The organism is Caballeronia sp. LjRoot31 (genome assembly GCF_964253885.1).
Lineage (GTDB): Bacteria > Pseudomonadota > Gammaproteobacteria > Burkholderiales > Burkholderiaceae > Caballeronia.
The window spans coordinates 3,333,385-3,357,006 of the sequence record NZ_CAXURX020000001.1 but is presented as its reverse complement, the minus strand read 5'-3'; the positions used below and the strand labels follow the sequence as shown (position 1 = coordinate 3,357,006).

Below are 23,622 nucleotides of genomic sequence, written 5' to 3'. Positions count from 1 at the left end.
TGGGAGAGCCAGGGTTGGGGGCGGTCAGTGCCGGGATGGTGGGTTCTGGGTTAGTGGTCGGGGTCTATGCCGGGGTGGTCGGTTCTGGCGGTAGTGGTCGGGGTCAATGCCCGGGGTGGTCGGTTCTGGGGTTAGTGGTCGGAGTCAATGCCGGGGTGGTGGTTTCGGTGTTAGCGGTCGGGGTCAATGCCCGGTTGCTGCTTTCGGCGTTAGTGGTCTGCGAGAGTCGGATTTTCTCTTTATCACTATTAGCCACTGTGCGTGGCGGCACGTCATTTCTTTGTCCAAAGCGACAAAGAAACGAAGCAAAGAAAACGCTTTTAAACCGCGCTACCCTAAGTGTCCACAGCGTGCAGTTTTGATTCATAGGTGCCCCAAAAGCACGGTGCTCGCCAGAGCCACGGATGTTTGAACCCCTCCTTCTCGCGAATCCTGACACGAACACGCTTCGCCCCGTACGCTCTCGGGCAAGCACAATTGCTAAGGAACCCGCGCGGCCTCACGCGTTCTGGCTGCCGTGCTCTTCGCGTGTCAGCTACGTGCTCCGACGGTTACGTCGGTAGGTCGTGGCACCACGCGTGTTACTGCTCCAGTTTTGGTGAGTTACCCGCGTGGTCCCCACAGTTATTTGCGTGGGTGCGGCCTTACGCATCTTCGCGACCGCGTTTCCAGCAGGGTTGGCGACATGGTTCGACGTGCGCACAAATTCGGTGGTTGGTCGTCCGCGGATAGCGCGGGGTGCCCCTTGGGCAGGTTCAATCACTGGTGGCGAAGCGTGTGGGTATCGGTGTTCGGAGAAGGAGGGGTTCACACATCCTTCGCTCTGGCGAGCACCGTGCTTTTGGGGCACCCATGAATAGAAACTGCACGCTGTGGACACTTAGGGTAGAGCGGTTAAAGCGCTTTCTTTGCTTCGTTTCTTTGTCGCTTTGGACAAAGAAATGACGTGCCGCCACGCACAGTGGCTAATAGTGATAAAGAGAATATCCGACTCTCGCAGATCACTAACACCGAAAGCACCAACCCGGCATAGACCCCGACCGCTAACCCCGGAACCAGGCACCCCGGCATAGACCCCAACCGCTAACCCTGGAACCTAGACCCCCAACGCCCACCCGTCCAACCTCCTACGCCGTAGCCGCTCCCCCAACCCCGCGCCCTGTGCGCACATACAACGCGATGGTGAGCGCCACCCCCGCCGCCGATGCAACCGCAGCAAACAGATACACGGAGCTGAACCCAAACTCCCCGGCGATATACCCGGCCAGCGGCCCCGTCACGCCCAGCGACAAATCCAAAAACACCGAATACGCCGACAATGCCGCGCCACGACTAGCCGGCGGCACGAGCCCGACCGCCTCAACCCCGAGCGCAGGAAAGATCAACGCAAAACCAAACCCGGTCAGCGCGGCGCCCGCAAGCGCAAAGGCGGGATCGGCGGCAAGCCAGAGCATCAGCAAGCCGACGCATTCGAACGCAAACGACACAATAGCCACGCGAAAGCCGCCAAAAACCTTGATGGTGTTGGCAAACAACAGCCGCGAGCCGACGAACATCGTGCCGAACACGGTCAGCGAAAGCGCTGCGTCAGGCCAGTTGTGCGCGGCATAAAAGAGCGTAATGAACGTGGCGATCGACCCAAATCCCGCCGATCCCAACGCGAGACCCATGCCGTGCGGCAGCACGCGAAAGAACACGCTGCGATACGACATGCGCTCGCCATGCACGATCGGAACAGCCTCCATGCGCGTGGCAAGCCAGTAGCCAAGACCGCCCAGCGCAATCACAAGCGCGCCCAGCGATGCAAATCCAATCGAGCGCTCCATCGCCACGCCAAGCGGGGCGCCAACGGCCAGCGCGCCATACGTGGCAATGCCGTTCCACGAGATCACGCGCCCGCTGCCGGCGGCGCCAACCCGTCCGATACCCCACGTGATCGCACCGGTTCCGACCCAGCTTTCGCCAAAGCCAAGCACAAGACGGCCGATAATCAACAGCCCCAGGCTCACCGAATGCCATTGCGACGCGAGCGCCGCGCTGAGCAGCAGCACGCCGCTGATCGCGCAGGCGGTCAGCCCGTACAGCACGGTCTGCTTCGGCCCGATGGTGTCCGCCGTGCGCCCGGCGAGCGGCCGCGAGGCGAGGGTTGCGAAGTACTGGACGCTGATTGCCACGCCTGCCATCACCGATCCGTAGCCGAGATCCGTATGCACGAAACCAGGCAGCACCGCGAGCGGGATGCCAATGGTCAAATAACAAATGAACGTGAACGTGACGACCGAGACGATTCGCCCGGTAATGGCTAGATCGGCGCGTCGGGACAGCGGGGCTTCGGTGGACATTGGGGTAATTGCGGGGTTGATATCGCTGAAGAAGCGTGATTCTCCCATAGCTTAGACGCGAACGTGGCTCGCCAGATGCTTTTTCAGGATACGCAGAATAGCGAAAAGCCTTGTCGGGGAAGAGTCTGCAGAATTTTCGTTGCGGACGAAGAATTTGCATCTGGCCCGTGACCGGCCGTGGAGCGGGAAAGTCTTACCGGTTTTCCAGGCCGGCGGACTGCCCGGTCAACTCCCTTGAGACATCGGCCATCAGCGTCTGCAACCAGGCCAGGTCGGTGGGACGGCTGACTTCGGGCAAGGACATCAGATAACTTTCGATAGGCGGAAACTCGATCGGCGACTCCATGACCACCAGCGGCAACAGCGCGGCGTAATGCAGCGCGAAGCGTCGCGTAGCAGTGAAGATCAGGTCGGATTGCAGCAACACTTGCGGCACGAGCCCGAAGTACGGAATGGTCGTGACAATGCGTCGACGGATGCCTGCGCTCGCCAGGCCTATATCGATGGGATGACGCTTCACGCCGCTATACGTGGTGGGCGCGAGATGCGCCGCGAGCGCATAGCGAGCCGTTGTCAGCGGTTCGCGTGCGAGCGGATGGCCGCGGCGCATGAGGCACACGAAGCTGTCGGTGAAGAGATCGCGGCGGGCAAAACGCGGCTCGGGATTCTCCCAGTTGCCGACGACCAGGTCGAGATCGCCGTCATCGAGCGCACGTTCGTGATCGAGCGTCGGCGTCAGCGATTCGATCTCCAGCCGCGCATTCGGCGCCGCCACGCGGAATGCGCGAATCATCGTCGGCATGAAAAAGTCGTTCAGGTAATCCGGTGCGGCGACCCGGAAGGTGCGCCGTGACGTGCTGGGATCGAAGGCGCCATGCGGCGTGGCGACAAACTCGACCTCGCGCAACGTGCGCTGCACAGCCGGCAGCAGCGACGCGCCGTACTCGGTCGGCACCATGCCCTGCTTGCCGCGCACGAGAATGGGGTCGCGCAGCAGTTCGCGCAGCCGCCGCAGCGCCGTACTGATGGCGGGTTGCGTCTGCCCCAGGCGCAGCGCGGCCTGCGTGACGCTGCGCTCGGTCAGCAGTGTTTGCAGTACGCGGATCAGCCAGATGTCGAGGGAATCAGCGGCGGAGCTGGCGTAATCGGCGGGATCGATGGGATCAGTCATAGAGCGCGGTCTTCGGGCGGACCCTTGGGGCTGGGTGTTGCGTAGCAATTCGTGGCGGGACGATCAGGCGTAATGCGCGCCCGATCGAGAGTGCACTACGTTAAGCCCGACCGAACACGCACGCCATAGCGTGCATGCTATGGATGGAATAGGGGCCGACCGTCAACCAGCGCGGGCCGAACCTCACGAATCAGCCGGCTCTCGTCCAGCGCCGCATCACACTTCCGGCGCGGTCCTCGGCAAATCGCTGATTCGCCGCACTTCCTTGCCGTCGAGCCAGTTCGGCGAACGCGCGACGTAGAGCACCATCGGCAGCGTGTCTTCGCCCCAGAACAATTGCTGGTTCACCACGAATGTCGGCACACCGAACACGCCGAGTTCCACCGCGCGCTCGACATTCGCCCGCAATGTCGCCTTGACGTCCTCGAGCTCGATCATTTTCGCGCCGTCGGGCAGGCCCACATGGCGGCACAGATCGTCGAATCCCTGCTCGCTCGACGGATCGCGGCCTTGCTTCCAGATGAACCGGAAAATCTCGCGGATACAGCCGATTTCCCCACCCGCCGCCACGGCAAGGCGCAGCGCCTTGCTGGAATCGAAGGGATGCGACGGCGGCATTTTGAACGGAATACCCAGTTGTTCGGCGCGAAAGAGCGCGTATCGATACATAAACACGCGCTTCGATGGAATGTTGCCCGGCATCGGCTGGCCCCAGTGCTTGAGGAGCTTCAGATAGTCGATAGGCAGCACTTCGAACGGCATGTTCGGCCACTTTTCATGCTGTTCGAGCAGCAGATACGAAAAGGGAGAGTTGAAATCGAAAAAAAAGTACGGCTGATGCGGATCGATGGAAGCCGAGGCGCTCATATGAATCTCCCTGGTGCGTTGCTCGTCGCGGTAGCCGTCACGCCGGTTACCGTCGTTTCTTCTTTCGATATTACGTGGTGTGCTGAACGCTGTCTCCCTGCGCGTCGAGTGCGGCCGCCTGCGCCATGGTCAGCCGCTGCCGCACAAAGCCGATATGCTCGCGCAGCACGTAGAACTGGTCGGCGTAGGCGAGCGGCATTTTCATCTGGTTGACCGCGTTCTCGATACCGTCCACCCGTTCGATCAGCTCCTCGCGCTGAGCTGGTTCGGGGTCGCTCAAGGCCTCGCGTTCAATGCCGATCAGCGCACCGTAGATCTTGTAGATCCGCGATTTGATCCGCCACCTGTACAGCCCCGGCACGAGCCGAAAACCCGGAATCAGCACCACGATAATCGGCACCAGCAGCACGATCACGCGATCCGCAAGACTCGCGATCCAGAACGGCAGTGTCCGGTAGAGGAAGCTTTTGCCCGACTTGTAGTAACGCTCGGCGTCGTCGCTGATCCGAAATTCGTGTTGCAGCGGCGCGGGGAATTCGTTGGCCGTCTGCAACAGGTTCGCGCGTCCGTGCACCTCTTTCGCGGCTTCGATCAGCAAGTCGGACAGCGCGGGATGCAGTCCGTCGCGGGCGATCAGCTCGGCTGTCGGCGCAATCAGGTGGAAAGGTTGCGGCGGCACGTTCTTCGCGAGATCGAAGGCGCCCATCGGCAGGACGATCACCTTCAGGTACGGAAAGCGCCGCGCGTAGGCGTCAGCCTGGGTGAAGTCGAGGAAACGGATGCCGGGCGTGCGAAACAGCTTGCCCATGGTCGGCGGCTGCGCGGAGTCCCCGGTGAGAAACGCGGCGTCAATACTCCCGTCCGTCAGTGCGCTGGCCGCGGCGTCGCCGCTCAGCGGCAGCAATTCGGTGTTGCCGCCCGGCTCGATGCCATTCGCCTTCAGCACCGCCAGCGCGAGCGCACGCGTGCCGCTGCCTTCGGTGCTGATGGCGAGCCGCTTCCCCTTCAATTCTGAAAGCCGCGTCAGCAGCGGTCCCCGATAAAACACCGCCAGCGGCACATACGCCACGCTGCCGAGTGAGACCAGATTTTCGTGCTTGTCCGGCGTGCCGGGCGCCGACATGCCGCCCTGCACGAAACCGACATCGACGTTCACCTTCGGATCTTCGAGCTTTTGCAGGTTATCGAGCGAACCCTGCGACTCCAGCACGTTCAGCGTGACACCGTTGCGCGCGAGGATCCTTTTGTACTGCTGCGCGTCGTTCCAGAACGAACTGCCCTGAGGTCCCGCCGACATCGTCAGCGTATTGGGCGGCGCGGGCTGGATCAGGCGCACGGCGAGATAGATCGCGGCGGCGCTGATCAGCAGGATTGGTCCGAACGATATCGCGAGGTCGCGCCAGGAAATTGCGACGAAACGTGCCATTGTCGGAGCCATGCGCCGGGTGCGGGTTTTCTTCGGGGTTTCCTGAGCGGGAGGTTCTTGGCCGGGAGTTTGAGTCATTGTCGGGTTCGGTGGGGCGGGGACCTGCGTTGACGCAAAACCGCAAAACCATTAAAGCAGCGAATTTTATAAACGGGATCGAAAAGAAGAAAGGGAAAGGGAAAACCCTCGCACCCACTTATTCAACAAACAAATTTGAGATGGTTAAAAATACCTCTCCTTGTCCGCATTAAGCCTTTTCATTCAATCGCGGCAGTAAAACATGCCTGTGCCAATATGTTGAAACGTCTGTTGTTACATTCATTGCCCACGCGCTGTCGCAATTTTCGCCGATGGTACATGAACGCCCGTGCTGTTGGATCACGAGCAGGCCCTAAGCCGGTATGACAATAACGACAACTACGGTCGAGTGCGCACTTCATCGTGTTAAATGCTTTGCGCTTCTCGCGAGGCTGGATTAAATTGACGTTCGCCGCCGTAGAACCAGCATCCGCGCCGCCTAACCGGCATTCGGAGAAATGCTCCGAGCAGAACCGGCAGCGTCGCATGATGTGCAGCAGCTTATGTCCTTGAGCCAACGGTCATGACGCCCGTACAAGAAAGGCCGGACATTTGTTTTTTTCGCCAGTCTCTCGCAACACCGTGTCGCCAGCATCGCCGGTCTGTTTGTGTCGTATGCGCGTCGATCGTCGGGTCGCCGTTCGTACAGTCAGGCCGCAAGATGTCGTAGCCAAGCCGCTGGGTTGATGCGGTCCAAAGAAGTACAAGAGCAACACTTTGCGAAGTCCAAAGCGAAACAAAAGGAGAAGTCATGAAAGTAGTCGATATGTTGAAGGCGCTGAGCGTCGTGGTGTGCGTCGCAGTGGCGTCGAGCGCCTATGCTCAATCAAGTGATGCCACGGCCACGACGGCACCGTCGGCCAAGACCACCAAGAAGGTCAACCGCAAGCTCGGCCTCGATGTGCGGCGTGCATTGAGTAAGGCACAGGGCATCGACGTGTCGAACATCTTCGTGCGCGCACGCGGCGGTGCAGTCGTGCTGACGGGTACGGTGCCGGACGGCGCGCAAATCCCGAAGGCCGAAGAAGTGGCGAAGGGCGTGAGCGGTGTGACTTCCGTCTCGAACAAGCTCACGCTGGCTGAACCGAACGGTGGAGGCTGATGCTTTCCTGAGCCTTGGACTGCGGTGCGTCGTTGCAGCGTTTTTGCAGCGTGTGACGCGGTTTCGTCCAGTGGTTTGAATAACGGGTTCCGGTGCTTTGCGCCGGAACCCGTTATGCGTTATGGGACCAGGCTAGGGGCGCAAGCTTCCTGGTTGAGAGCAGGAGCCAGGTTCGCGACGTGGATCGAAAGATGTACGCCGAATAAAAACAACATGCTGGAGAGCGACGATGAAGCGATTCCCGGGAGTCATGGCGCTTCCCCTGGCAATGACGGTGTTCGGCCTCGCGGCCTGTCACGGCAACGATGACGGCAATGGCAGTGGCAATGGTTCGCAGAACAATGCGCTGCCGAACTTCATCGCCGGCAGCGTGCGTACGCAAACCTACGACGGCACGACCGATGACCTGCTGACAGCGGGGCTGGGCAAGGACGGGCTGGCATCGGCAACGCCGCCGGCTATCGCTAACGCAGCAGCGCCGAGCGCCGCTGAATTGCGCCGTCTCGCGATCTACTCGAACTATCGCGCGCTCGTCGATATGTCCGCCAATGGCGGCTACGGGCGCTTCTGGGGGCCGAATGTCGACCTGAACGGCAACGACACGCTCGGCGAGGGGATGATCGCCGGCAAGGAGTATCTGGCTTTCGCCGACGACGGCAGCGGCACGCTCAACGTGAGTTTGCTCGTGCAGATCCCGGCGAGTTTCAACCCCGACCAGCCGTGCATTGTCACGGCCACTTCGTCCGGGTCGCGCGGCGTGTACGGGGCGATATCGGCGGCGGGGGAATGGGGTTTGAAACGCGGCTGCGCGGTCGCTTACACCGATAAAGGCAGCGGCAACGGCGCGCACGAACTGGCGACGAACACGATTACGCTTATCGACGGCACGTTGTCAAACGCCGCGGCTGCCGGCAAGACCAGCGTGTTCACGGCGAACCTCGGGAGCACTAATCTTGCCACGTTCAACGCGCAATTCCCGAATCGCTACGCGTTCAAACACGCGCACTCGCAGCAGAATCCGGAGAAAAGCTGGGGCACGAATACGCTGCAGGCAATCCAGTTCGCGTACTGGGCGCTCAACGATACCTATGGCCCGCTCGACGGCACCACGCGCAAGATCCGCTATAACCGCGGCGATGTGACGACCATCGCGGCGTCGGTGAGCAATGGCGGCGGCGCGTCGCTCGCGGCCGCCGAGCAGGACACGCAGGGATGGATCACGGCGGTGGTCGTAGGCGAGCCGCAGATCAACTTGAACGTTCCGTCGCAGGTTTCGGTGAGGCAGGGCGGCGTGCCGGTGGCGTCGTTCGGCCGGCCGCTCGCCGACTACATGACGCTCGCGAATCTGCTGCAGCCTTGCGCGGCACTGGCGCCGGCCGCAGCGGGCGCGCCTTATCTCACGACGTTGCCCGTGGCCACGACCGCGTCGATCCGGGCGGCGCGCTGCGCGTCGCTGGCAGTCAACGGCGTGATTACCGGCGGCGATGTGCTCAGCCAGGCCACTAATGCCCTCGCCCAACTGCATCAGGCCGGTTATCAGACGGACTCCGACTTCCTGCAGGCGCCAATGTGGGATTCGCAGGCCGTGCCGGCGGTTGCCGTGACGTATGCCAACGCGTACACACAGTCGAGCGTCGCCGATAACCTCTGCAACTTCAGTTTCGGCACCACCAATGCCGTGACGGGGGCGGCTGGAGTCAGCCAGCTCGTATCGCCGATGTCTACCGTGTTCGGCAACGGCAATGGCGTGCCGCCGACCAACGGTATCAATCTCGTCTACAACGCGGGAAATTCGGGCGCGGCGGACCATCGATTCGCAACCGCCGACGCAAGTTTCGCCGGCGCGTTTTGTCTGCGCGGCTTGTGGACGAACGGCGACGCGCGGATGACGGCGAGTGTCAACGCGATCCGGGTGAATGCGAATCTGCACGGGAAGCCGGCGATCATCGTGCAGGGGCGTTCGGATACGCTTGTGCCGATCAACCACGCGTCGCGCCCGTACGCGGCGATGAACAAGCTGGCCGAGGGCAATTCAAGCAATTTGTCGTTTTACGAGGTGACGAACGGCCAGCATTTCGATGCGTTTCTGAGCGTCGCGGGCTTCGATACGCGCTTCGTGCCGCTGCAGTATTACAACCTTCAGGCGCTGAACCTGATGTGGGCGCATTTGAAGAACGGGGCACCTTTGCCGCCGTCGCAGGTCGTGCATACGGTGCCGCGAGGCGGTACGGCGGGGGCGGCGCCGGCTTTATCGGTGAGTAATTTGCCAGCGATTTCCGCGTCGCCCGGATCGAATGCAATCACGTTCGGCGGTGGCGGGGTGAATGTGCCGAATTGAAGCTGGGGCTTGATCTCGCCGGTCAATGGCTGGCAGGCGATGGTGCCGGACGGGGATGGGGCGCAATTTGCGATTTGTCGAAGCGCGGCCGCTGAACTCGCGGTGGTTGGCGTGTTGCCGGCCGCCAGTATTGGATAAGCCGCTATCTTCGATTGATTACGTGGCGGTTGCTGGTGCGTAATCGGCCGCTATGAACGCACCGCAGCGCAACCCGCGCTTAAGGCGTGCTCGCCGACGCGGCCACCGGCGCGGAAGCCGGGGTAGCCGCAGTCACCGCCGTAGCGCTGGCGCTGGCGGCTGAAACCGCACTCGCCGTTGGCGCAGGGCTGGCCGCACTGGCGTTCAACTGCGCGCGAGCGGCCGCACTCGCGGCTGGCGTCTGCACGACGATGGGTGTTGGCGTGAGGTCCGGCGAATTCAGGATCAGCGATGGCGCAAGCGCCTGACTGCTGACATTCTCGCCAGGAATCGGCGAACTGCGTGGCACGGTCTTCAAATAGTGCTCGACCAGACTAAAAAAGCGATCGTAGAACTTGCCTGCCGGCACGGTTTCGCTGGAGATTTTCACCATCGAGTCGCTGTTCGAGCGGATCGGCAGCGAGAGCGAACCGAGCACGCTCAAACCCACACTGGCCGAGGTATCGCTTTTCTTCAGCGTATAACCGTCCTGCACGGCATTCACATACGCGATGCTCGTATTGCTCGCGTTCTCGCCCGCCGTGCAGACCACATGAAACGACACCACCACGTGCGTGTCCGCCGCGGGCTGGAAGTTCTTGGTGGCATCGACGGTATCAGGCTGCGGCATGGTCGTCACGTAACCCTGGCTCAACAACGCGCGGCGCGAGGCTTCGCAGGTTTCCTGACTGGTGGCGTCGTAGTTGCGGGTGAACGGACTCGCGCCCGTCAAGAACATTTCGGCCTGATAGCTGGGTGTGGGCGCGGCCTTGCCGCCACAAGCGGCGAGGGCGAGCAGGGGCAGGGCGAGCGAAAGTCGGGAAAGCGGGTTTTGCATGACGGCGGCTGGATGAAACGAAGGACTTCGGCGGCCTAGATTGTAGTGCGCCGCGCGGTTGGACGTAAAAAGCGAGAAATTTAGGGGGAGCTTCGATTCACGGTTCCGGCTTTTCGAGCGGCGTCTTTCGGTGCCTGCGCGTCTCCCGAAGCGCTCTAACACCTTCAGCGTCATGGGCTGAGCTCTCGATTTGACTTGCCCGACACGTTTCAGCATACGCATAGAATCCAACGCGTACTTCCCGTTTTTCCGGAGGCTTTTCATGCGTACCGTATTCATTTACAAGGACGAGGCAAGCCAGGCCGTCGAGATTCCTAAGGACATGCAGTTCGAGGGAGTGGCTGAGTTAGAGATTCAGCGCGAAGGGGACACCATCCTGCTGCGCCCGGTGCGGCCAAACTGGATTTCGTTCGGGCACGGGCCGGCCGCCGGTGCAGATTTTCTCGCGGAGCGTCCTGGCGTTGTCCAGACGGGCTGCTTCGATCTTTCCGGCACCGACGAAAGCTCGGGAAAGCCAGGCCAATGACGCAACTCTATTTGCTCCACTCGAACATCTGCTCCTTCATCATGCGCGAGCGCCCAACTGAAGTCCTGGAGAAATTGCAGGCTTGCGTCGATGCCCAGCAGCGCATTGTCATTTCAGCCATCACCTACGCGGAAATGCGTTTCGGGTCGATCGGCAAAAAGACATCGCCCAAACATGCTGGACTTGTATCGGCCTTTGTCGCGCGGCTGGACGGCATCCTGCCTTGGGACACTGCGGCCGTGGACGAGACGACACGCGTGCGAATCGCGCTGGCAAGCTATGGAACGCCCATCGGCGATAACGATGCCGCTATCGCCGGCCACGCTCTGGCCGCCGGCACAGTGCTGGTGACGAACAACGTTCGCGAGTTCAAACGAGTGCCCGGCTTGCGCATCGAAGACTGGGCTACGCCCGCGACCTGACAAAGAATTTGCCGTTCCTTGGCAAACGGGTGACTACATAAGTCTTAAGCTATTGTTTCATTGAGTATTTTTCCACTTAAAACCAACTTGCTCGACACGAACGAACGGAAACTGGAGAGACCCAACCTCTCATTCGGATCTGCTTCGACATCTATTTCTCGTCCCCTGTCGATATCCCTTCTTGAAATTACCGATCGGTGTGCCATATACTTGGCACTCACTGCACGAGAGTGCTAACAGTTTTCCGCCCGGTGGCTTTGTAGGTCGTCGGACGGGTTTCCCGCGTTTTTATAGTCTCAGTTAGAGAGGAGTGTGTATGAACCTTCGTCCTTTGCACGATCGCGTCATCGTCAAACGTCTGGATCAGGAAACCAAGACTGCCTCGGGCCTCATCATCCCCGACGCTGCAGCTGAAAAGCCGGATCAAGGCGAAATCCTGGCCGTCGGCCCGGGCAAGCGCGATGACAAGGGTACGCAAAACGCCCTCGACGTCAAAGTGGGCGACCGCGTGCTGTTCGGTAAATACGCTGGTCAGACCGTCAAGGTCGACGGCAATGAACTGCTCGTGATGCGCGAAGAAGACATCATGGCCGTTCTGGTCAAGTAATCACCTTCAAGCCCATTTGGCTTTCCGGCCGGACGATCGAACCGCTCAAGCGATTCTCGTCCGCCCTGATCGAAAGCCAGAAAACTGAAACGAATCAAGGAGTTTGAATATGGCAGCTAAAGAAGTCGTATTTGGCGATATCGCCCGTGCAAAGATGGTTGAAGGCGTGAACATCCTGGCCAACGCGGTCAAGGTCACGCTGGGCCCGAAGGGTCGTAACGTGGTTCTCGAACGCAGCTTCGGCGGCCCGACGGTCACGAAGGACGGTGTTTCGGTCGCTAAAGAAATCGAACTGAAAGACCGCCTGCAGAACATGGGCGCGCAAATGGTGAAGGAAGTTGCTTCCCGCACCAGCGACAACGCAGGCGACGGCACGACCACGGCTACGGTCCTGGCTCAGTCGATCGTTCGCGAAGGCATGAAGTACGTTGCATCGGGCATGAACCCGATGGACCTGAAGCGCGGTATCGACAAGGCAGTTTCGGCTGCTATCGAAGAACTGCGCAAGATCAGCAAGCCTTGCACGACGAACAAGGAAATCGCTCAAGTTGGCGCGATTTCGGCTAACAGCGACACGTCGATTGGCGACCGTATTGCTGAAGCAATGGACAAGGTCGGCAAGGAAGGCGTGATCACGGTTGAAGACGGCAAGTCGCTGGAAGACGAGCTGGACGTGGTTGAAGGTATGCAATTCGACCGCGGCTACCTGTCGCCGTATTTCATCAACACGCCGGAAAAGCAAGTCGCGATCCTCGAAAACCCGTTCGTGCTGCTGCACGACAAGAAGGTGTCGAACATTCGTGACCTGCTCCCGATCCTGGAACAAGTTGCCAAGGCTGGCCGTCCGCTGCTGATCATCGCTGAAGATGTGGAAGGCGAAGCGCTGGCTACGCTGGTTGTGAACAACATCCGCGGCATCCTGAAGACCGTTGCTGTGAAGGCTCCGGGCTTTGGCGATCGTCGTAAGGCCATGCTGGAAGACATCGCGATCCTGACCGGTGGTCAAGTGATTGCTGAAGAAACCGGCCTGACGCTGGAAAAGGCTACGCTGGCTGAACTGGGCTCGGCTAAGCGCATCGAAGTGGCGAAGGAAAACACCACGATCATCGACGGCGCTGGCGAAGCTGCAAACATCGAAGCGCGTGTTAAGCAAGTTCGCACGCAAATCGAAGAAGCGACGTCGGACTACGACCGTGAAAAGCTGCAAGAACGTGTCGCCAAGCTGGCTGGCGGCGTTGCAGTGATCAAGGTTGGCGCTGCTACCGAAGTCGAAATGAAGGAAAAGAAGGCACGTGTTGAAGACGCACTGCACGCAACGCGCGCAGCTGTGGAAGAAGGCATCGTGGCTGGCGGCGGCGTTGCGCTGATCCGCGCTCGTCTGGCACTGAAGGACCTGAAGGGCGACAACGCTGATCAGGACGCCGGCATCAAGATCGTGCTGCGCGCGATGGAAGAGCCGCTTCGCCAGATCGTCACGAACGGTGGCGAAGAAGCCAGCGTCGTGGTGGCAGCAGTTGCAGCCGGTACGGGCAACTTCGGCTACAACGCGCAAACGGGCGAGTACGTCGACCTGGTGGAAGCCGGTGTTGTGGACCCGACCAAGGTGACGCGTACGGCATTGCAAAACGCGGCATCGGTGGCAGGTCTGCTGCTGACGACCGACTGCGCTGTGTCGGAACTGCCGAAGGAAGATGCTCCGATGGGCGGCGGTATGCCCGGCGGTATGGGCGGTATGGGCATGGACATGTAATTTCGGGCCTGGCCTGAATTACAGGGCAGCGCGGGTTTCTTCGGGAGCCCGGGTTGCCAAAGAAAAAACCCGCATCGGCAACGATGCGGGTTTTTTTATCGGCTCAAGAAACTGCCGGCTACTTGTTGTTCTCTGCTCGCATCTGTTCGGCGGCCGCCTTGTAGTCGTAGGTCGGATAGAACTCGGTCCGGTAACCACCCCACGCGGTATTTTCGATTGCGCGATTCACCTCGCGCAATTTATCGGCGGGGACACGTAGCGTGACCACCTGACCGATACCCATCATCACGTACCACGAAACAACCTGAACGCCCGGCGGCGGAAACGCCTTGAAAAAGCCTTGCTCCTTCAGTTGTTCGTTGATCTTCGGCAGCGTCTTCGACTCATCATGCTTCAGGAAAATGGTCAGCAGAAAGGTGCCATCGCCGACGGGCGCAGCGTTCGCATTGTTTTCAGCAGGAGCCGGCGCCGGCGCCGTCTGCGCGAAAGCCGCAGCGGAACTGACGGCCACCAGCGCCCCGGCAATCACCCGTGCACCCAGCCATTTTCTGCACTCAAGCATCAGCTTTCTCCCTGACGGCAACCCGTTTCGGACGCGCGTTCAATGCCTTGCGGCTTTTCACGCGCAGCGCGTTGAACTGGGCGTGGCCGGCGGCGGTGTTGTCGAAGATGCACCAAACCTCGTGCGCTTTTTTCGCCCGGTCATGGAGCGTGAGCGCGAGGGAATCGAGGTAGGGATATTCGTACGACGACTGATACATCTCCGGTGAGCCATGCAGCCGGAAATACACCAGCGACGTATCCGCCCTATGCGCGATGAAACAGTCATCGGGTTGTGGATCGGCATCGACGTAGGCAATCTGTTTCGACTTGAGCAACGTGGCCGCGTCTTTCGCGAACCAGCTCTCGTGCCGTGCTTCCAGCGCGATCGGAATGTCCGTACGTTCACGCATCGATGTAAAAAACGACTTGGCCACGTCGGGGTCGAACGCGAGGCTGGGCGGTAGTTGCACGAGCCAGCAGCCGAGCGTACTGCCCAGTTGAGTCGCGGCTTCGAGGAAGGTGTCGAGCAGCGTTTCGCAACTGACGAGACGGGCGTCGTGTGTAATGGCCTTCGGGATCTTCACAGAAAAGCGAAACGTACTGGGCACGCTATCGCGCCAGCGTGCATACGTTTCCGCCCGATGCGGCCGATAAAAGCTGGAGTTGATTTCAACGCAGGTCAGCACCTGCGAATAACGGGCGAGGTGAGTACCGTCGCCGGGGAAGTGTTCCGCGACTGCGTCCGTGATGCCCCAGCCAGCGCAGCCGACCCGCACGAGGCCGGGACTGTGCTTGAGTGGGTGGAGCGATGTTTTGCGCAGCGGCATGTGTCAGTTTCGCTCCAGGAAAGTATCAGTGGCGGGCTTCGCCCGGTGTAACGGGTGGTGCATCGGGTTGCGCATCGATAACCACGGGCGGTGTCTCGTCGTCATCGTTCGAACGCGCCCAGAAAAACCGGTCCGGCAAATAAGCGCCCATGCCGGGCCTGAACGCAGCGCGGGTCGCCTGGAACACATATTCCTGTGCTTCGCGTGCGGCTTCCGCGGGTTCCTGCCCATTAGCGAGCAACGCGGCGATGGCAGACCCGAGCGTGTCGGTAATGCCCATCATGCGGTGCTCGGTACGGTCCCACGTGTCCTGCCTGATCTGGCCTTCCTCACTGTAAAGCGTGTTCACATGCCGATGCGTGCCCGTTTCCGTCGCCAGGATGTACTCGCAGCCCTGCGACAGCAAATGCGAGATCGCGGCGTCGAGCGTGGGCGCTTCGGCGTCGCCATCGGGCTGCGCGAGCTGCAGGAGCGTGGCGTGATCGGCCACGAGCATGGTGGTTTGCGGCACCAGCAAATCCGCTATCGATTCGCGCAATTCGTCCGCCGCCAGCACGTGTTCGTCGTCGAGCGTGAAGTCGGGCGCGAGGATCAGCGGCACGTCGTCGTAGTCGGCGACCACTTCTGCAATTGCGCTGACCACTTCCGCGCGCGTCGCCGCGCCGATCTTGAAGGCCGCCACAGGCATATCTTCCAGCAACATGCGGGCCTGAGTGCCGACGGTTTCGGGGTCGAGCCCGGTGACTTCGTCGCAGGTCGCCGAGTCGCGCACGGTGTAGCCGGTCAGGACAGTGAGTCCGTGACAGCCCATGCTGGCAAGTGTCAGCAGGTCTGCCTGCAGGCCGGAGCCGCCCGTGGGATCGGACAGGCCAAAGGTTAGAACAATAGGAGGGGTGTCGCTGGGCATCGGATTATTCGTTTGTTCAAATCTATCGGCTATTGAAGCGGCCGGACAAGGAGCCGGCGCAAACGGCACGATTATGCGGCCTAAAGTCACGTGGACACATGAGATGGGCTTTTTTTCGTACCAAAGCCGGATGAATCATTGTGCGGGAACCGGTGCAACGAAGGACCGATACTTGCTGGAAGGGCGTCGCGCGCTGTGTAACGGCCGCGTGGCGGTGCCGACGAGGGAACCCCAACGAAACCCGAAAGCCGTCCGAATCCCGGCCGATCGGCCAGCGCTGCCGCATTGCTAGGCATCGCGCCGCCAAACCGGTACCATCATGCACTCATTTAACCGATTGCCCGACGCGACATAAGTATGGAATACAGAAGCTGGATGTGCCTGATTTGTGGCTGGATTTATGACGAAGAAGCGGGACTGCCCGAGGAAGGAATTGCGCCGGGTACTCGCTGGGAAGACGTTCCAATTAACTGGACGTGTCCCGAATGCGGCGCACGCAAGGAAGACTTCGAAATGGTCCAGATCTGAGCAGAGGCTCGGATGTCGCAAGGAAAAACCGCGCCGCATGGATGGGATGCCTTCATGCGGCGCGTCTTGTTTACGTGTTGGCAATAAGCGTGAGGTGCGCTTGGTGGTTCGCGGCGCGCATGACGGTCAGGTTAGACCACAGTTAGATCAGTGAGCAGGAACGCTCGGCCAGCGAGTTGGCTCGACCCGACTCGACTCTTCCGGCGTGTGTCCGGGTTTTATCGCCAGAGGGGATGCGGCGGCATGCATCGGCGAAAATGCGCCCGGGTTCGATCAAGATCCATCCGATGCATGGCGTAGCGCCGTGTATCGGCTCGTGAGCGTTCCATGACAACTCAATCCGGCTTGAGCAACACGTTCCAGGCATTGCCCAACCCGCGCGGGGGCGCCGTGCGGATTGCGGAGATGGCGCTGACTGACGCGCTGCACGCATTCGTGCGCGATGGCGACACGCTCGGCGTCCTGCGCCGCGGGATTGGCGCGTTGCACTCGGCGGGCTGGCTGCCGGCGCAGCGTTTCGGCGAGACCTTGGTGCTGGTGTCGCCGCTTGCCGGGTTGAGCGAAAAAAATCGCAACCAGTTCGCTGAAGCGTTGCGTGATTTCAGCGCGGCGGTGGAGCGCCGCAATCTGCGCGAGCTCGCCTGTTCCACGCTGCTGTTCGAGCATTATCGCGGGCTGCATGCGCTGATGGCCGCGCATACCCGCGCCGCGCCCGTTTCCTTCGATGACCTCGCGCTCGCCGGCCGTGCCATTGCGCCGGCCACGCTGCGCTCCATTTCCTCTGAACGCCTCGCTCGCGTGCGGGCGCACTATGAACGGGCGTTGCTGATGCTGCTGCGTTCGAAGGCCGGCGAGCTGAAGGGCGAGGCCGAAATTGTTTCTATCCTCGACGCCTGTTTAGCCGATCTTGCCGGTCCCGATCCCTACGATTTCTGGCGTCTGGCGGGCGCGGTCGTCGAAGCATTGCGTTTGCAGCCCGATCCCGACACGGCCGCCGACGCACGTCGCCTGTACGCTCGCTTCAACCTGGTTCTGGCCGATCAGGCGCACGGTTTGTCGCATGCGCCCAAGTCGCTGGTGCGCGCCGCGCTGGCGCTGTTATGGCGCGATTACGCGTTATACGGCGCATCGGCGGAGGATTCCGTCCAGGTCGATGTGTTGCGCGATTACGGCTTGACCGTGGACTGGCACGTCGCGGCGTCGCAGGCATCCGAGGACGCGTGGGAGCGCAATGCGGAGCAGGCGCGTGACGCGTCCACTCGCGATCTGGGCGTATTGCGCGTGAACGCCGTTGCGTACGAAGACTTTCTGACGAGCGCCGAGCCGGCGATCGCCGCGTTGATCGAGCATGGGATGCCAGCGCGGGAGGCTGGCCGTATCGCCGTACCGGCTGCGCTCAAGGCAGCCGACGCGGCGTATCGGCTGGGTGCGGCGGCGTGTGCGTTGGGGCTGGGTCATGTCGCGTTGCTTGCCGACACGCTCGGGCTCGCGTGGCGGCGGATTGCGTACGAGGCACAGACGACGCCGGAGGGCTCGCCGCTCGATGCCGCGATTCCCGAGCGCGCGGCCCAGGCGCTCGGCGCGATGTTGCATCAGGCTGCGGCGGGCATTGCACCGTCGGAGGGCGGCGCGTCTGTTGCAGCGCTGACCGCGATGATTGAACGGGGCATGGCCGTCACGCGATAGGGTTTGTTCAAGAGCGCCTTTGCCGCAGAACCCGCGCGTAAATTGCGCTACTTGACCGCGGCGTATCGCGCCAGTGTGATTTTGCGTGCCGTATCGTGATCGACGACCGGCATGGGGTATTCAGCGCCCAGCGAAATCTTCGCGACCTTCAACGCATCCGGTTTCGCTTTCCATGGCGCGTGGATGTCTTTATCCGACAACGCGGCAAGTTCTGGCACGTAATGACGAATGAACTTGCCGTGGGTATCGAATTTCTCCGACTGCGTGACCGGATTGAAAATGCGGAAATACGGCTGCGCGTCGCAACCGCTGGAAGACGCCCACTGCCACCCGCCATTATTCGATGACAGCTCGAAGTCGTTCAGCATCGATTCGAAATACCGCTCCCCGCGCCGCCAGTCAAGCCCGAGGTCTTTTGTGAGAAAACTCGCCACGACCATCCGCAGCCGGTTATGCATATAACCCGACTGATTCATCTGGCGCATGGCGGCATCGACTAGCGGATAACCCGTCCGGCCTTCGCACCACGCGGCGAAATTGGCATCGGCGGCGTCTCCCGTTTCCCACTCGATACGGTCGTATTCCGGCCTGAACGCCTTGTGGTCGCTCGGCACGCCAACATACGGAAAATGGTGCAGCACCGAGAAATAAAACTCGCGCCAGATCAATTCTGACAGCCACGTTTGCGCGCCCTGATTGCCGTGACGCTGAGCGTTGTGTGCGGTACGGGCCAACGCGCGAATCGAGATAGTGCCGTGTCGCAGATGCACGCTGAGATAACTCGGACCTTTGACCGACGGAAAGTCGCGTGTCCGGTCGTAATCGACCATGCGGTCGAGGAAGTCATCGAAGAGCTGGTACGCGCCGCTCGATCCGGCCGGCAACGCGGGCGCGTGCGCGGCGCTGAAACCGAGCGATTCCAGCGACGGAATCCCGTGCTTCACGCCAGCCGGCGGCCGCACCAAAGCAGCGAGGTTTTCTTCCGACGCATACGGCTTCAACGCATCGGGCGTCAGTGACGCGAGCCAGTTGCGCTTATAGGGCGTAAACACGGTGTAGGGCTTGCCCGCACCCGTGAGCACGTCATTCTCATGAAAGATAACCTGGTCCTTGAACGTGAAAAACGCCACGTCTACGCTGGCCAGTTTCCCCCCGATATCCTCGTCCCGCGCCTTCGCAGACGGCTCGTAGTCGCGATTCGTGAACACCGCGTCAACGCCGCAGTCGCGGGCGAGCACGGGAATCTCGTGCGACGGTAGACCGTGCCGCACCATCAGTGCGCCGCCCGCGTTGCGCAGGGTTTTATCGAGTTCGATCAGGCTGGCATGAATAAACGGCACGCGACGATCGTTTTGAGGCAAAGGAGAGAGAATTTCGCTGTCGAAAACGAAGGCGCACAGCACCCGGCGACAGCGTGTTAGTGCGTGATAGAGTGCAGCATGGTCTGCTACGCGCAGGTCTCGTCGAAACCAGACTAGCCCCAGATCAAAGTCGGCCATCAAGCAGCGCCTTTGCTAAAATTCGAATTATGTCCAACACTTCCGATCGCATCAATTTGACCAATCAGTTCCTGATCGCCATGCCAAACATGGCTGATCCTACGTTCTCGGGGACTGTAGTCTACCTTTGCGATCACAGCGAGCGCGGTGCGCTCGGCCTGGTGATCAACCGGCCGACTGACATCGACCTCCAATCGCTTTTCAATCGCATCGACCTGAAACTCGAGATCGAGCCGCTCGTGCATCTGCCCGTTTATTTCGGCGGACCGGTGCAGACCGAGCGCGGCTTCGTGCTGCACGATCCGGCCGACGGCGACGTCTACACCTCGTCCATGAGCGTCCCTGGCGGTCTCGCCATGACCACGTCGAAAGACGTGCTCGAAGCGGTCGCGAGCGGCAAAGGGCCTGCACGTTTCCTGCTCACGCTCGGCCATGCCGGCTGGGGCGCGGGGCAACTGGAAGAAGAAATCGCCAAGAACGGCTGGCTGACGGTGGAAGCCGATCCGCGCATCGTCTTCGACGTACCCGCCGAGGACAAGCTGCAAGCGGCGTTGTCGTTGCTCGGCGTGTCGCTTTCCATGCTGTCGGGCGAAGCGGGCCACGCATGACGGGTGACACCCGCACTGACGCGCGCACCGAAGCCACGCTGCTAGCCTTCGATTACGGCGAGAAACGCATTGGCGTCGCGGTCGGCAATACGTTGACCGGGCACGCCCGGGCGCTGACGGTGTTTGAAAACCGCAGCCGCGAATATCGTTTCGAAGTAGCCGGTCAATTAATTGCCGAGTGGAAACCCATGACCGTGATAGTCGGCCTGCCGATGCACCCCGACGGCACGCCGCACGAAATGACGCAATTGGCCACGCGTTTCGGCAATCAGCTGAATGGCCGTTTCAGCGTGCCCGTGAGCTGGGTGGACGAGCGGTATTCATCGGTGGAAGCGAAGGCCGAAATGAAGCGCAACGGCGTGAAGATGAATGCGAAGGGCCGTTACGACGATATCGACGCCGAAGCCGCGCGGGTCATCCTCCAACAGTATCTAGACGGACTTGACGACAAATCATGAGTTCCCAGCATGACTTCTATTAATGCCGAGGCGCTGTATCGCGAGTTGCTTGGGCAGATCCGCGCGGCTTATGGTGAATCGCTGACGCAAGCTGGCGCTCCGGTGCTCGCGGGTATTTACAGCGGCGGCGTGTGGCTCGTCGAACGGCTCGCCAAAGACCTGAACGTGGCCGGATTCGGCGTGGTGAACGTGTCGTTGCATCGCGACGATTACGCAAAGAAGGGCCTGCACAGCCAGGCCAGCCCGACGTCGCTGCCGTTCGAAGTCGACAATCAACAAATCCTGCTGGTCGACGACGTGCTCTCGACGGGCCGGACCGTGCGCGCAGCCGTCAACGAGCTTTATGATTTCGGCCGTCCGGCTTCCGTGGAACTCGCTGTGCTAGCCGATCGCGGCGGCCGCGAGTTGCCCATGGCAGCGCGTTTCACCGGCGGCGTAGTCGATGTACCCGCGAACGCCAATCTCGTGCTCACGCAGCGCGATGACGGCACGCTGGCGTTCACGACTGAAGCGCGCACGGACTAAAAACGCGTACGGACACGAATAAACAGCAGCGCCACCTCTCCCCTGACAAAAAACACCGCACCACCAGGATCGACATGAACACGGCCACCCAGGGTTCTGCCGAAAGCCGCGAGCCGGACAGAAAACCGGCGTCTTCGCGCTATGGTTTTCTCAAAGGCAATCCGCAGCTCACGAAGAACGGCGAACTCAAGCATCTGCTCACCATAGAAGGACTTCCGCGCGCGATCGTTACGCACATTCTCGATACCGCCGAACAGTTCGTCAGCGTGACGGATCGCGAGATCAAGAAAGTGCCGCTGCTGCGCGGCAAGTCAGTCTTCAACCTGTTCTTTGAGAATTCCACGCGCACCCGGACCACGTTCGAGATCGCTGCGAAGCGACTCTCGGCGGACGTGCTGAACCTGAATATCAATGCATCGTCCACCAGCAAGGGTGAGTCGCTGCTCGACACCATCAACAACCTCTCGGCCATGCACGCGGACATGTTCGTCGTGCGTCATGCGTCGAGCGGTGCGCCGTATCTGATTGCCGAGCATTGCGCGCCGCACGTGCACGTGATCAATGCCGGCGATGGACGTCATGCACACCCGACGCAGGGTTTGCTCGACATGTACACCATCCGCCATTACAAGAAAGATTTCAGGAATCTGCGTGTGGCGATAGTCGGCGACATTTTGCATTCGCGCGTGGCCCGTTCGGATATCCACGCGCTGACCACGCTCGGCGTGCCGGAAGTGCGCGCAATCGGTCCGCGAACCTTGCTGCCGAGCAATCTCAACGAGATGGGCGTGCACGTGTATCACAACCTCGACGAAGGCTTGAAGGGCGTCGATGTAATCATCATGCTGCGCTTGCAGAACGAACGCATGAGCGGTGCGTTGCTGCCCTCGGCGCAAGAGTATTTCAAGTCCTGGGGACTCACGCCGGAACGTCTCGCGCTGGCTGCGCCCGACGCTATCGTGATGCATCCCGGACCGATGAATCGCGGCGTGGAAATCGATTCGCAAGTGGCCGACGGCCCGCAATCGGTGATCCTCAACCAGGTCACATTCGGAATTGCCGTGCGGATGGCGGTAATGGGCATCGTTGCGGGAAATAACGACTAACACCATGAAGATCCATATTCAGGGCGGCACGCTCATCGACCCGGCTGCGGGCACCGAAACCCAGGCCGATGTGTTTATCGAAGCGGGGAAGATCGTGGCCATTGGCGACGCTCCCACCGATTTCCACGCGGCGCGGGTGATCGATGCAAAAGGCTTGGCCCTCGCGCCGGGTTTTGTCGACTTGAGCGCGCGGTTGCGCGAGCCGGGTTTTGAACACAAGGCCACGCTCGAGTCCGAAATGGCGGCTGCAGCCGCAGGTGGCGTGACCAGTCTCGTCTGTCCGCCCGATACCGATCCCGTTCTCGATGAACCCGGGCTTGTCGAAATGCTCAAGTTCCGCGCGCAGAAGCTGCATCAGGCGCACGTGTATCCGCTCGGCGCGTTGACCGTGGGACTGAAGGGCGAGGCGATCACTGAAATGGTCGAGTTGACCGAGTCAGGTTGCATTGGCTTTTCGCAAGCGGATACACCGATTGTCAATACACGCACGCTCCTGCGCGCGCTGCAATATGCGACCACGTACGGGTACGCCGTGTGGCTGCGCCCGCAAGACTCCTATATGGCGAGTGGTGGCGTGGCGGCGAGTGGCGCGGTGGCTTCGCGCCTCGGCTTGTCGGGCGTGCCGGTGTCGGCAGAAACCATCGCATTGCATACTATTTTCGAATTGGTGCGGGTGTCGGGCGCGCGGGTGCATTTGTCGCATTTGTCGTCAGCGGCGGGTGTTGCGCTCGTGCGCGAGGCGAAGGCCGAGGGCTTGCCCGTGACCTGCGACGTGACCATCAACCACGTGCATCTGACCGATATGGATATCGGTTATTTCAACTCGCAATTCCGTCTCGATCCGCCGTTGCGCTCGCAGCGTGACCGCGACGCGATTCGCGCGGGGCTGGCCGATGGCACTATCGATGCAATCTGCTCAGATCACACCCCGCTCGACGATGACGAAAAGCTGCTGCCCTTCGCCGAAGCCACGCCGGGCGCGACCGGGCTGGAACTGCTGCTGTCGCTGACGGTGAAATGGGCGCGTGAGGCGCGCGTACCGCTGGCGAAAGCGCTCACGCGTATCACGACTGCGCCGGCCGGCGTGCTCAAGCTGAGCGCCGGGCGTATTGCCGTGGGCGAATCAGCCGATCTTTGTCTCTTCGATCCCGCCGCCGAATGGCTCGTCGAGCCCGCCAACCTCAAGAGCCAGGGGCACAACTCACCGTTCCTCGGTTATGAATTGCCGGCGCGTGTGCTCATGACGCTGGTGTCGGGGCATATTGCCTATGAAGCGCGCTGACCGGTCCTG

22 protein-coding genes are annotated in these 23,622 nt (G+C 61.0%); 13 read left to right on the top strand and 9 right to left on the bottom strand.

The genetic code is table 11. The features are described from left to right. Positions 1–1,127: 1,127 nt before the first annotated feature. From ACSQ8V_RS14795 to ACSQ8V_RS14780, 4 genes are all read right to left on the bottom strand, one after another. A complete protein-coding gene (locus ACSQ8V_RS14795; protein WP_436206171.1) occupies positions 1,128–2,342 on the bottom strand; it encodes an MFS transporter in 1,215 nt (404 codons plus the stop codon). 193 nt (positions 2,343–2,535) lie between these two features. Next, the gene (locus tag ACSQ8V_RS14790) at positions 2,536–3,513 is read right to left on the bottom strand and encodes a LysR family transcriptional regulator (protein WP_436206170.1); all 978 of its coding nucleotides are present in this window, start codon (positions 3,511–3,513) and stop codon (positions 2,536–2,538) included. Between the two features lie 216 nt (positions 3,514–3,729). Continuing rightward, a complete protein-coding gene (locus tag ACSQ8V_RS14785; RefSeq protein WP_436206169.1) occupies positions 3,730–4,380 on the bottom strand; it encodes a 2-hydroxychromene-2-carboxylate isomerase in 651 nt (216 codons plus the stop codon). Between the two features lie 70 nt (positions 4,381–4,450). Next, positions 4,451–5,806 carry a TAXI family TRAP transporter solute-binding subunit gene (locus ACSQ8V_RS14780; RefSeq protein ID WP_436206168.1) on the bottom strand — a complete coding sequence of 452 codons (1,356 nt, stop codon included), beginning with the start codon at positions 5,804–5,806 and terminating at the stop codon, positions 4,451–4,453. An 829-nt stretch (positions 5,807–6,635) separates the two neighbouring features. Here ACSQ8V_RS14780 and ACSQ8V_RS14775 point away from each other — a divergent pair. Further along, a complete protein-coding gene (locus ACSQ8V_RS14775; RefSeq protein ID WP_213767025.1) occupies positions 6,636–6,986 on the top strand; it encodes a BON domain-containing protein in 351 nt (116 codons plus the stop codon). Between the two features lie 229 nt (positions 6,987–7,215). After that, positions 7,216–9,324 carry a D-(-)-3-hydroxybutyrate oligomer hydrolase gene (locus ACSQ8V_RS14770; protein WP_436206167.1) on the top strand — a complete coding sequence of 703 codons (2,109 nt, stop codon included), beginning with the start codon at positions 7,216–7,218 and terminating at the stop codon, positions 9,322–9,324. Between the two features lie 217 nt (positions 9,325–9,541). On the opposite strand, the gene ACSQ8V_RS14765 is transcribed toward ACSQ8V_RS14770, so the two are convergent. Beyond that, positions 9,542–10,339, bottom strand: coding sequence for a DUF2242 domain-containing protein (locus ACSQ8V_RS14765; protein WP_436206166.1), 798 nt, complete (start codon positions 10,337–10,339; stop codon positions 9,542–9,544). 262 nt (positions 10,340–10,601) lie between these two features. Between ACSQ8V_RS14765 and vapB the strand changes: the two genes are divergently transcribed. The 4 genes from vapB to groL all read left to right on the top strand — a co-directional run bounded on the left by vapB (position 10,602) and on the right by groL (position 13,644). Then, positions 10,602–10,865: a type II toxin-antitoxin system VapB family antitoxin gene (gene vapB / locus ACSQ8V_RS14760; RefSeq protein ID WP_436206165.1), complete on the top strand. Its 264-nt coding sequence runs from the start codon at positions 10,602–10,604 to the stop codon at positions 10,863–10,865. Beyond that, complete coding sequence (locus ACSQ8V_RS14755) at positions 10,862–11,287, top strand: type II toxin-antitoxin system VapC family toxin (protein ID WP_436206164.1); 426 nt, start codon at positions 10,862–10,864, stop codon at positions 11,285–11,287. The genes vapB and ACSQ8V_RS14755 overlap by 4 nt, the downstream gene beginning before the upstream one ends. Positions 11,288–11,603: 316 nt before the next feature. Continuing rightward, positions 11,604–11,894 (top strand): co-chaperone GroES, encoded by a 291-nt coding sequence (locus tag ACSQ8V_RS14750; protein WP_031362728.1) that lies wholly within the window; start codon positions 11,604–11,606, stop codon positions 11,892–11,894. Between the two features lie 109 nt (positions 11,895–12,003). Further along, positions 12,004–13,644, top strand: coding sequence for a chaperonin GroEL (groL, locus tag ACSQ8V_RS14745; RefSeq protein ID WP_213767029.1), 1,641 nt, complete (start codon positions 12,004–12,006; stop codon positions 13,642–13,644). 118 nt (positions 13,645–13,762) lie between these two features. Here the strand turns inward: groL and ACSQ8V_RS14740 are convergent, their stop codons facing one another. The 3 genes from ACSQ8V_RS14740 to thiD are packed head-to-tail and all read right to left on the bottom strand — an operon-like array spanning position 13,763 to position 15,921. Beyond that, entirely contained in the window at positions 13,763–14,206 is a 444-nt protein-coding gene (locus ACSQ8V_RS14740) for a hypothetical protein (protein ID WP_436206163.1), read from the bottom strand. After that, positions 14,199–15,014: a DUF72 domain-containing protein gene (locus ACSQ8V_RS14735; RefSeq protein ID WP_436206162.1), complete on the bottom strand. Its 816-nt coding sequence runs from the start codon at positions 15,012–15,014 to the stop codon at positions 14,199–14,201. The genes ACSQ8V_RS14740 and ACSQ8V_RS14735 overlap by 8 nt, the downstream gene beginning before the upstream one ends. Before the next feature lie 25 nt (positions 15,015–15,039). Further along, positions 15,040–15,921, bottom strand: coding sequence for a bifunctional hydroxymethylpyrimidine kinase/phosphomethylpyrimidine kinase (gene thiD, locus ACSQ8V_RS14730; protein ID WP_436206161.1), 882 nt, complete (start codon positions 15,919–15,921; stop codon positions 15,040–15,042). Positions 15,922–16,278: 357 nt separating this feature from the next. Between thiD and ACSQ8V_RS14725 the strand changes: the two genes are divergently transcribed. Both ACSQ8V_RS14725 and ACSQ8V_RS14720 read left to right on the top strand, forming a co-directional pair. Continuing rightward, positions 16,279–16,449, top strand: a complete 171-nt coding sequence (locus tag ACSQ8V_RS14725; RefSeq protein WP_025527884.1) for a rubredoxin — start codon at positions 16,279–16,281, stop codon at positions 16,447–16,449. A gap of 327 nt (positions 16,450–16,776) precedes the next feature. After that, positions 16,777–18,135, top strand: a complete 1,359-nt coding sequence (locus tag ACSQ8V_RS14720) for a hypothetical protein (RefSeq protein WP_436206160.1) — start codon at positions 16,777–16,779, stop codon at positions 18,133–18,135. Between the two features lie 47 nt (positions 18,136–18,182). On the opposite strand, the gene ACSQ8V_RS14715 is transcribed toward ACSQ8V_RS14720, so the two are convergent. Next, on the bottom strand, positions 18,183–19,634 hold the full coding sequence (locus ACSQ8V_RS14715) for a cryptochrome/photolyase family protein (protein WP_436206159.1): 1,452 nt from the start codon (positions 19,632–19,634) through the stop codon (positions 18,183–18,185). 29 nt (positions 19,635–19,663) lie between these two features. Here ACSQ8V_RS14715 and ACSQ8V_RS14710 point away from each other — a divergent pair, with 29 nt between their 5' ends. From ACSQ8V_RS14710 to ACSQ8V_RS14690, 5 genes are all read left to right on the top strand, one after another. Further along, on the top strand, positions 19,664–20,242 hold the full coding sequence (locus ACSQ8V_RS14710) for a YqgE/AlgH family protein (protein ID WP_213767034.1): 579 nt from the start codon (positions 19,664–19,666) through the stop codon (positions 20,240–20,242). After that, a complete protein-coding gene (gene ruvX / locus ACSQ8V_RS14705) occupies positions 20,239–20,700 on the top strand; it encodes a Holliday junction resolvase RuvX (RefSeq protein ID WP_436206158.1) in 462 nt (153 codons plus the stop codon). The genes ACSQ8V_RS14710 and ruvX overlap by 4 nt, the downstream gene beginning before the upstream one ends. Positions 20,701–20,709: 9 nt before the next feature. After that, positions 20,710–21,225, top strand: a complete 516-nt coding sequence (gene pyrR / locus ACSQ8V_RS14700) for a bifunctional pyr operon transcriptional regulator/uracil phosphoribosyltransferase PyrR (protein ID WP_436206157.1) — start codon at positions 20,710–20,712, stop codon at positions 21,223–21,225. Between the two features lie 74 nt (positions 21,226–21,299). Next, complete coding sequence (locus ACSQ8V_RS14695) at positions 21,300–22,331, top strand: aspartate carbamoyltransferase catalytic subunit (RefSeq protein ID WP_436206156.1); 1,032 nt, start codon at positions 21,300–21,302, stop codon at positions 22,329–22,331. Between the two features lie 4 nt (positions 22,332–22,335). Continuing rightward, positions 22,336–23,613, top strand: coding sequence for a dihydroorotase (locus tag ACSQ8V_RS14690; protein WP_436206155.1), 1,278 nt, complete (start codon positions 22,336–22,338; stop codon positions 23,611–23,613). Positions 23,614–23,622: the final 9 nt, after the last annotated feature.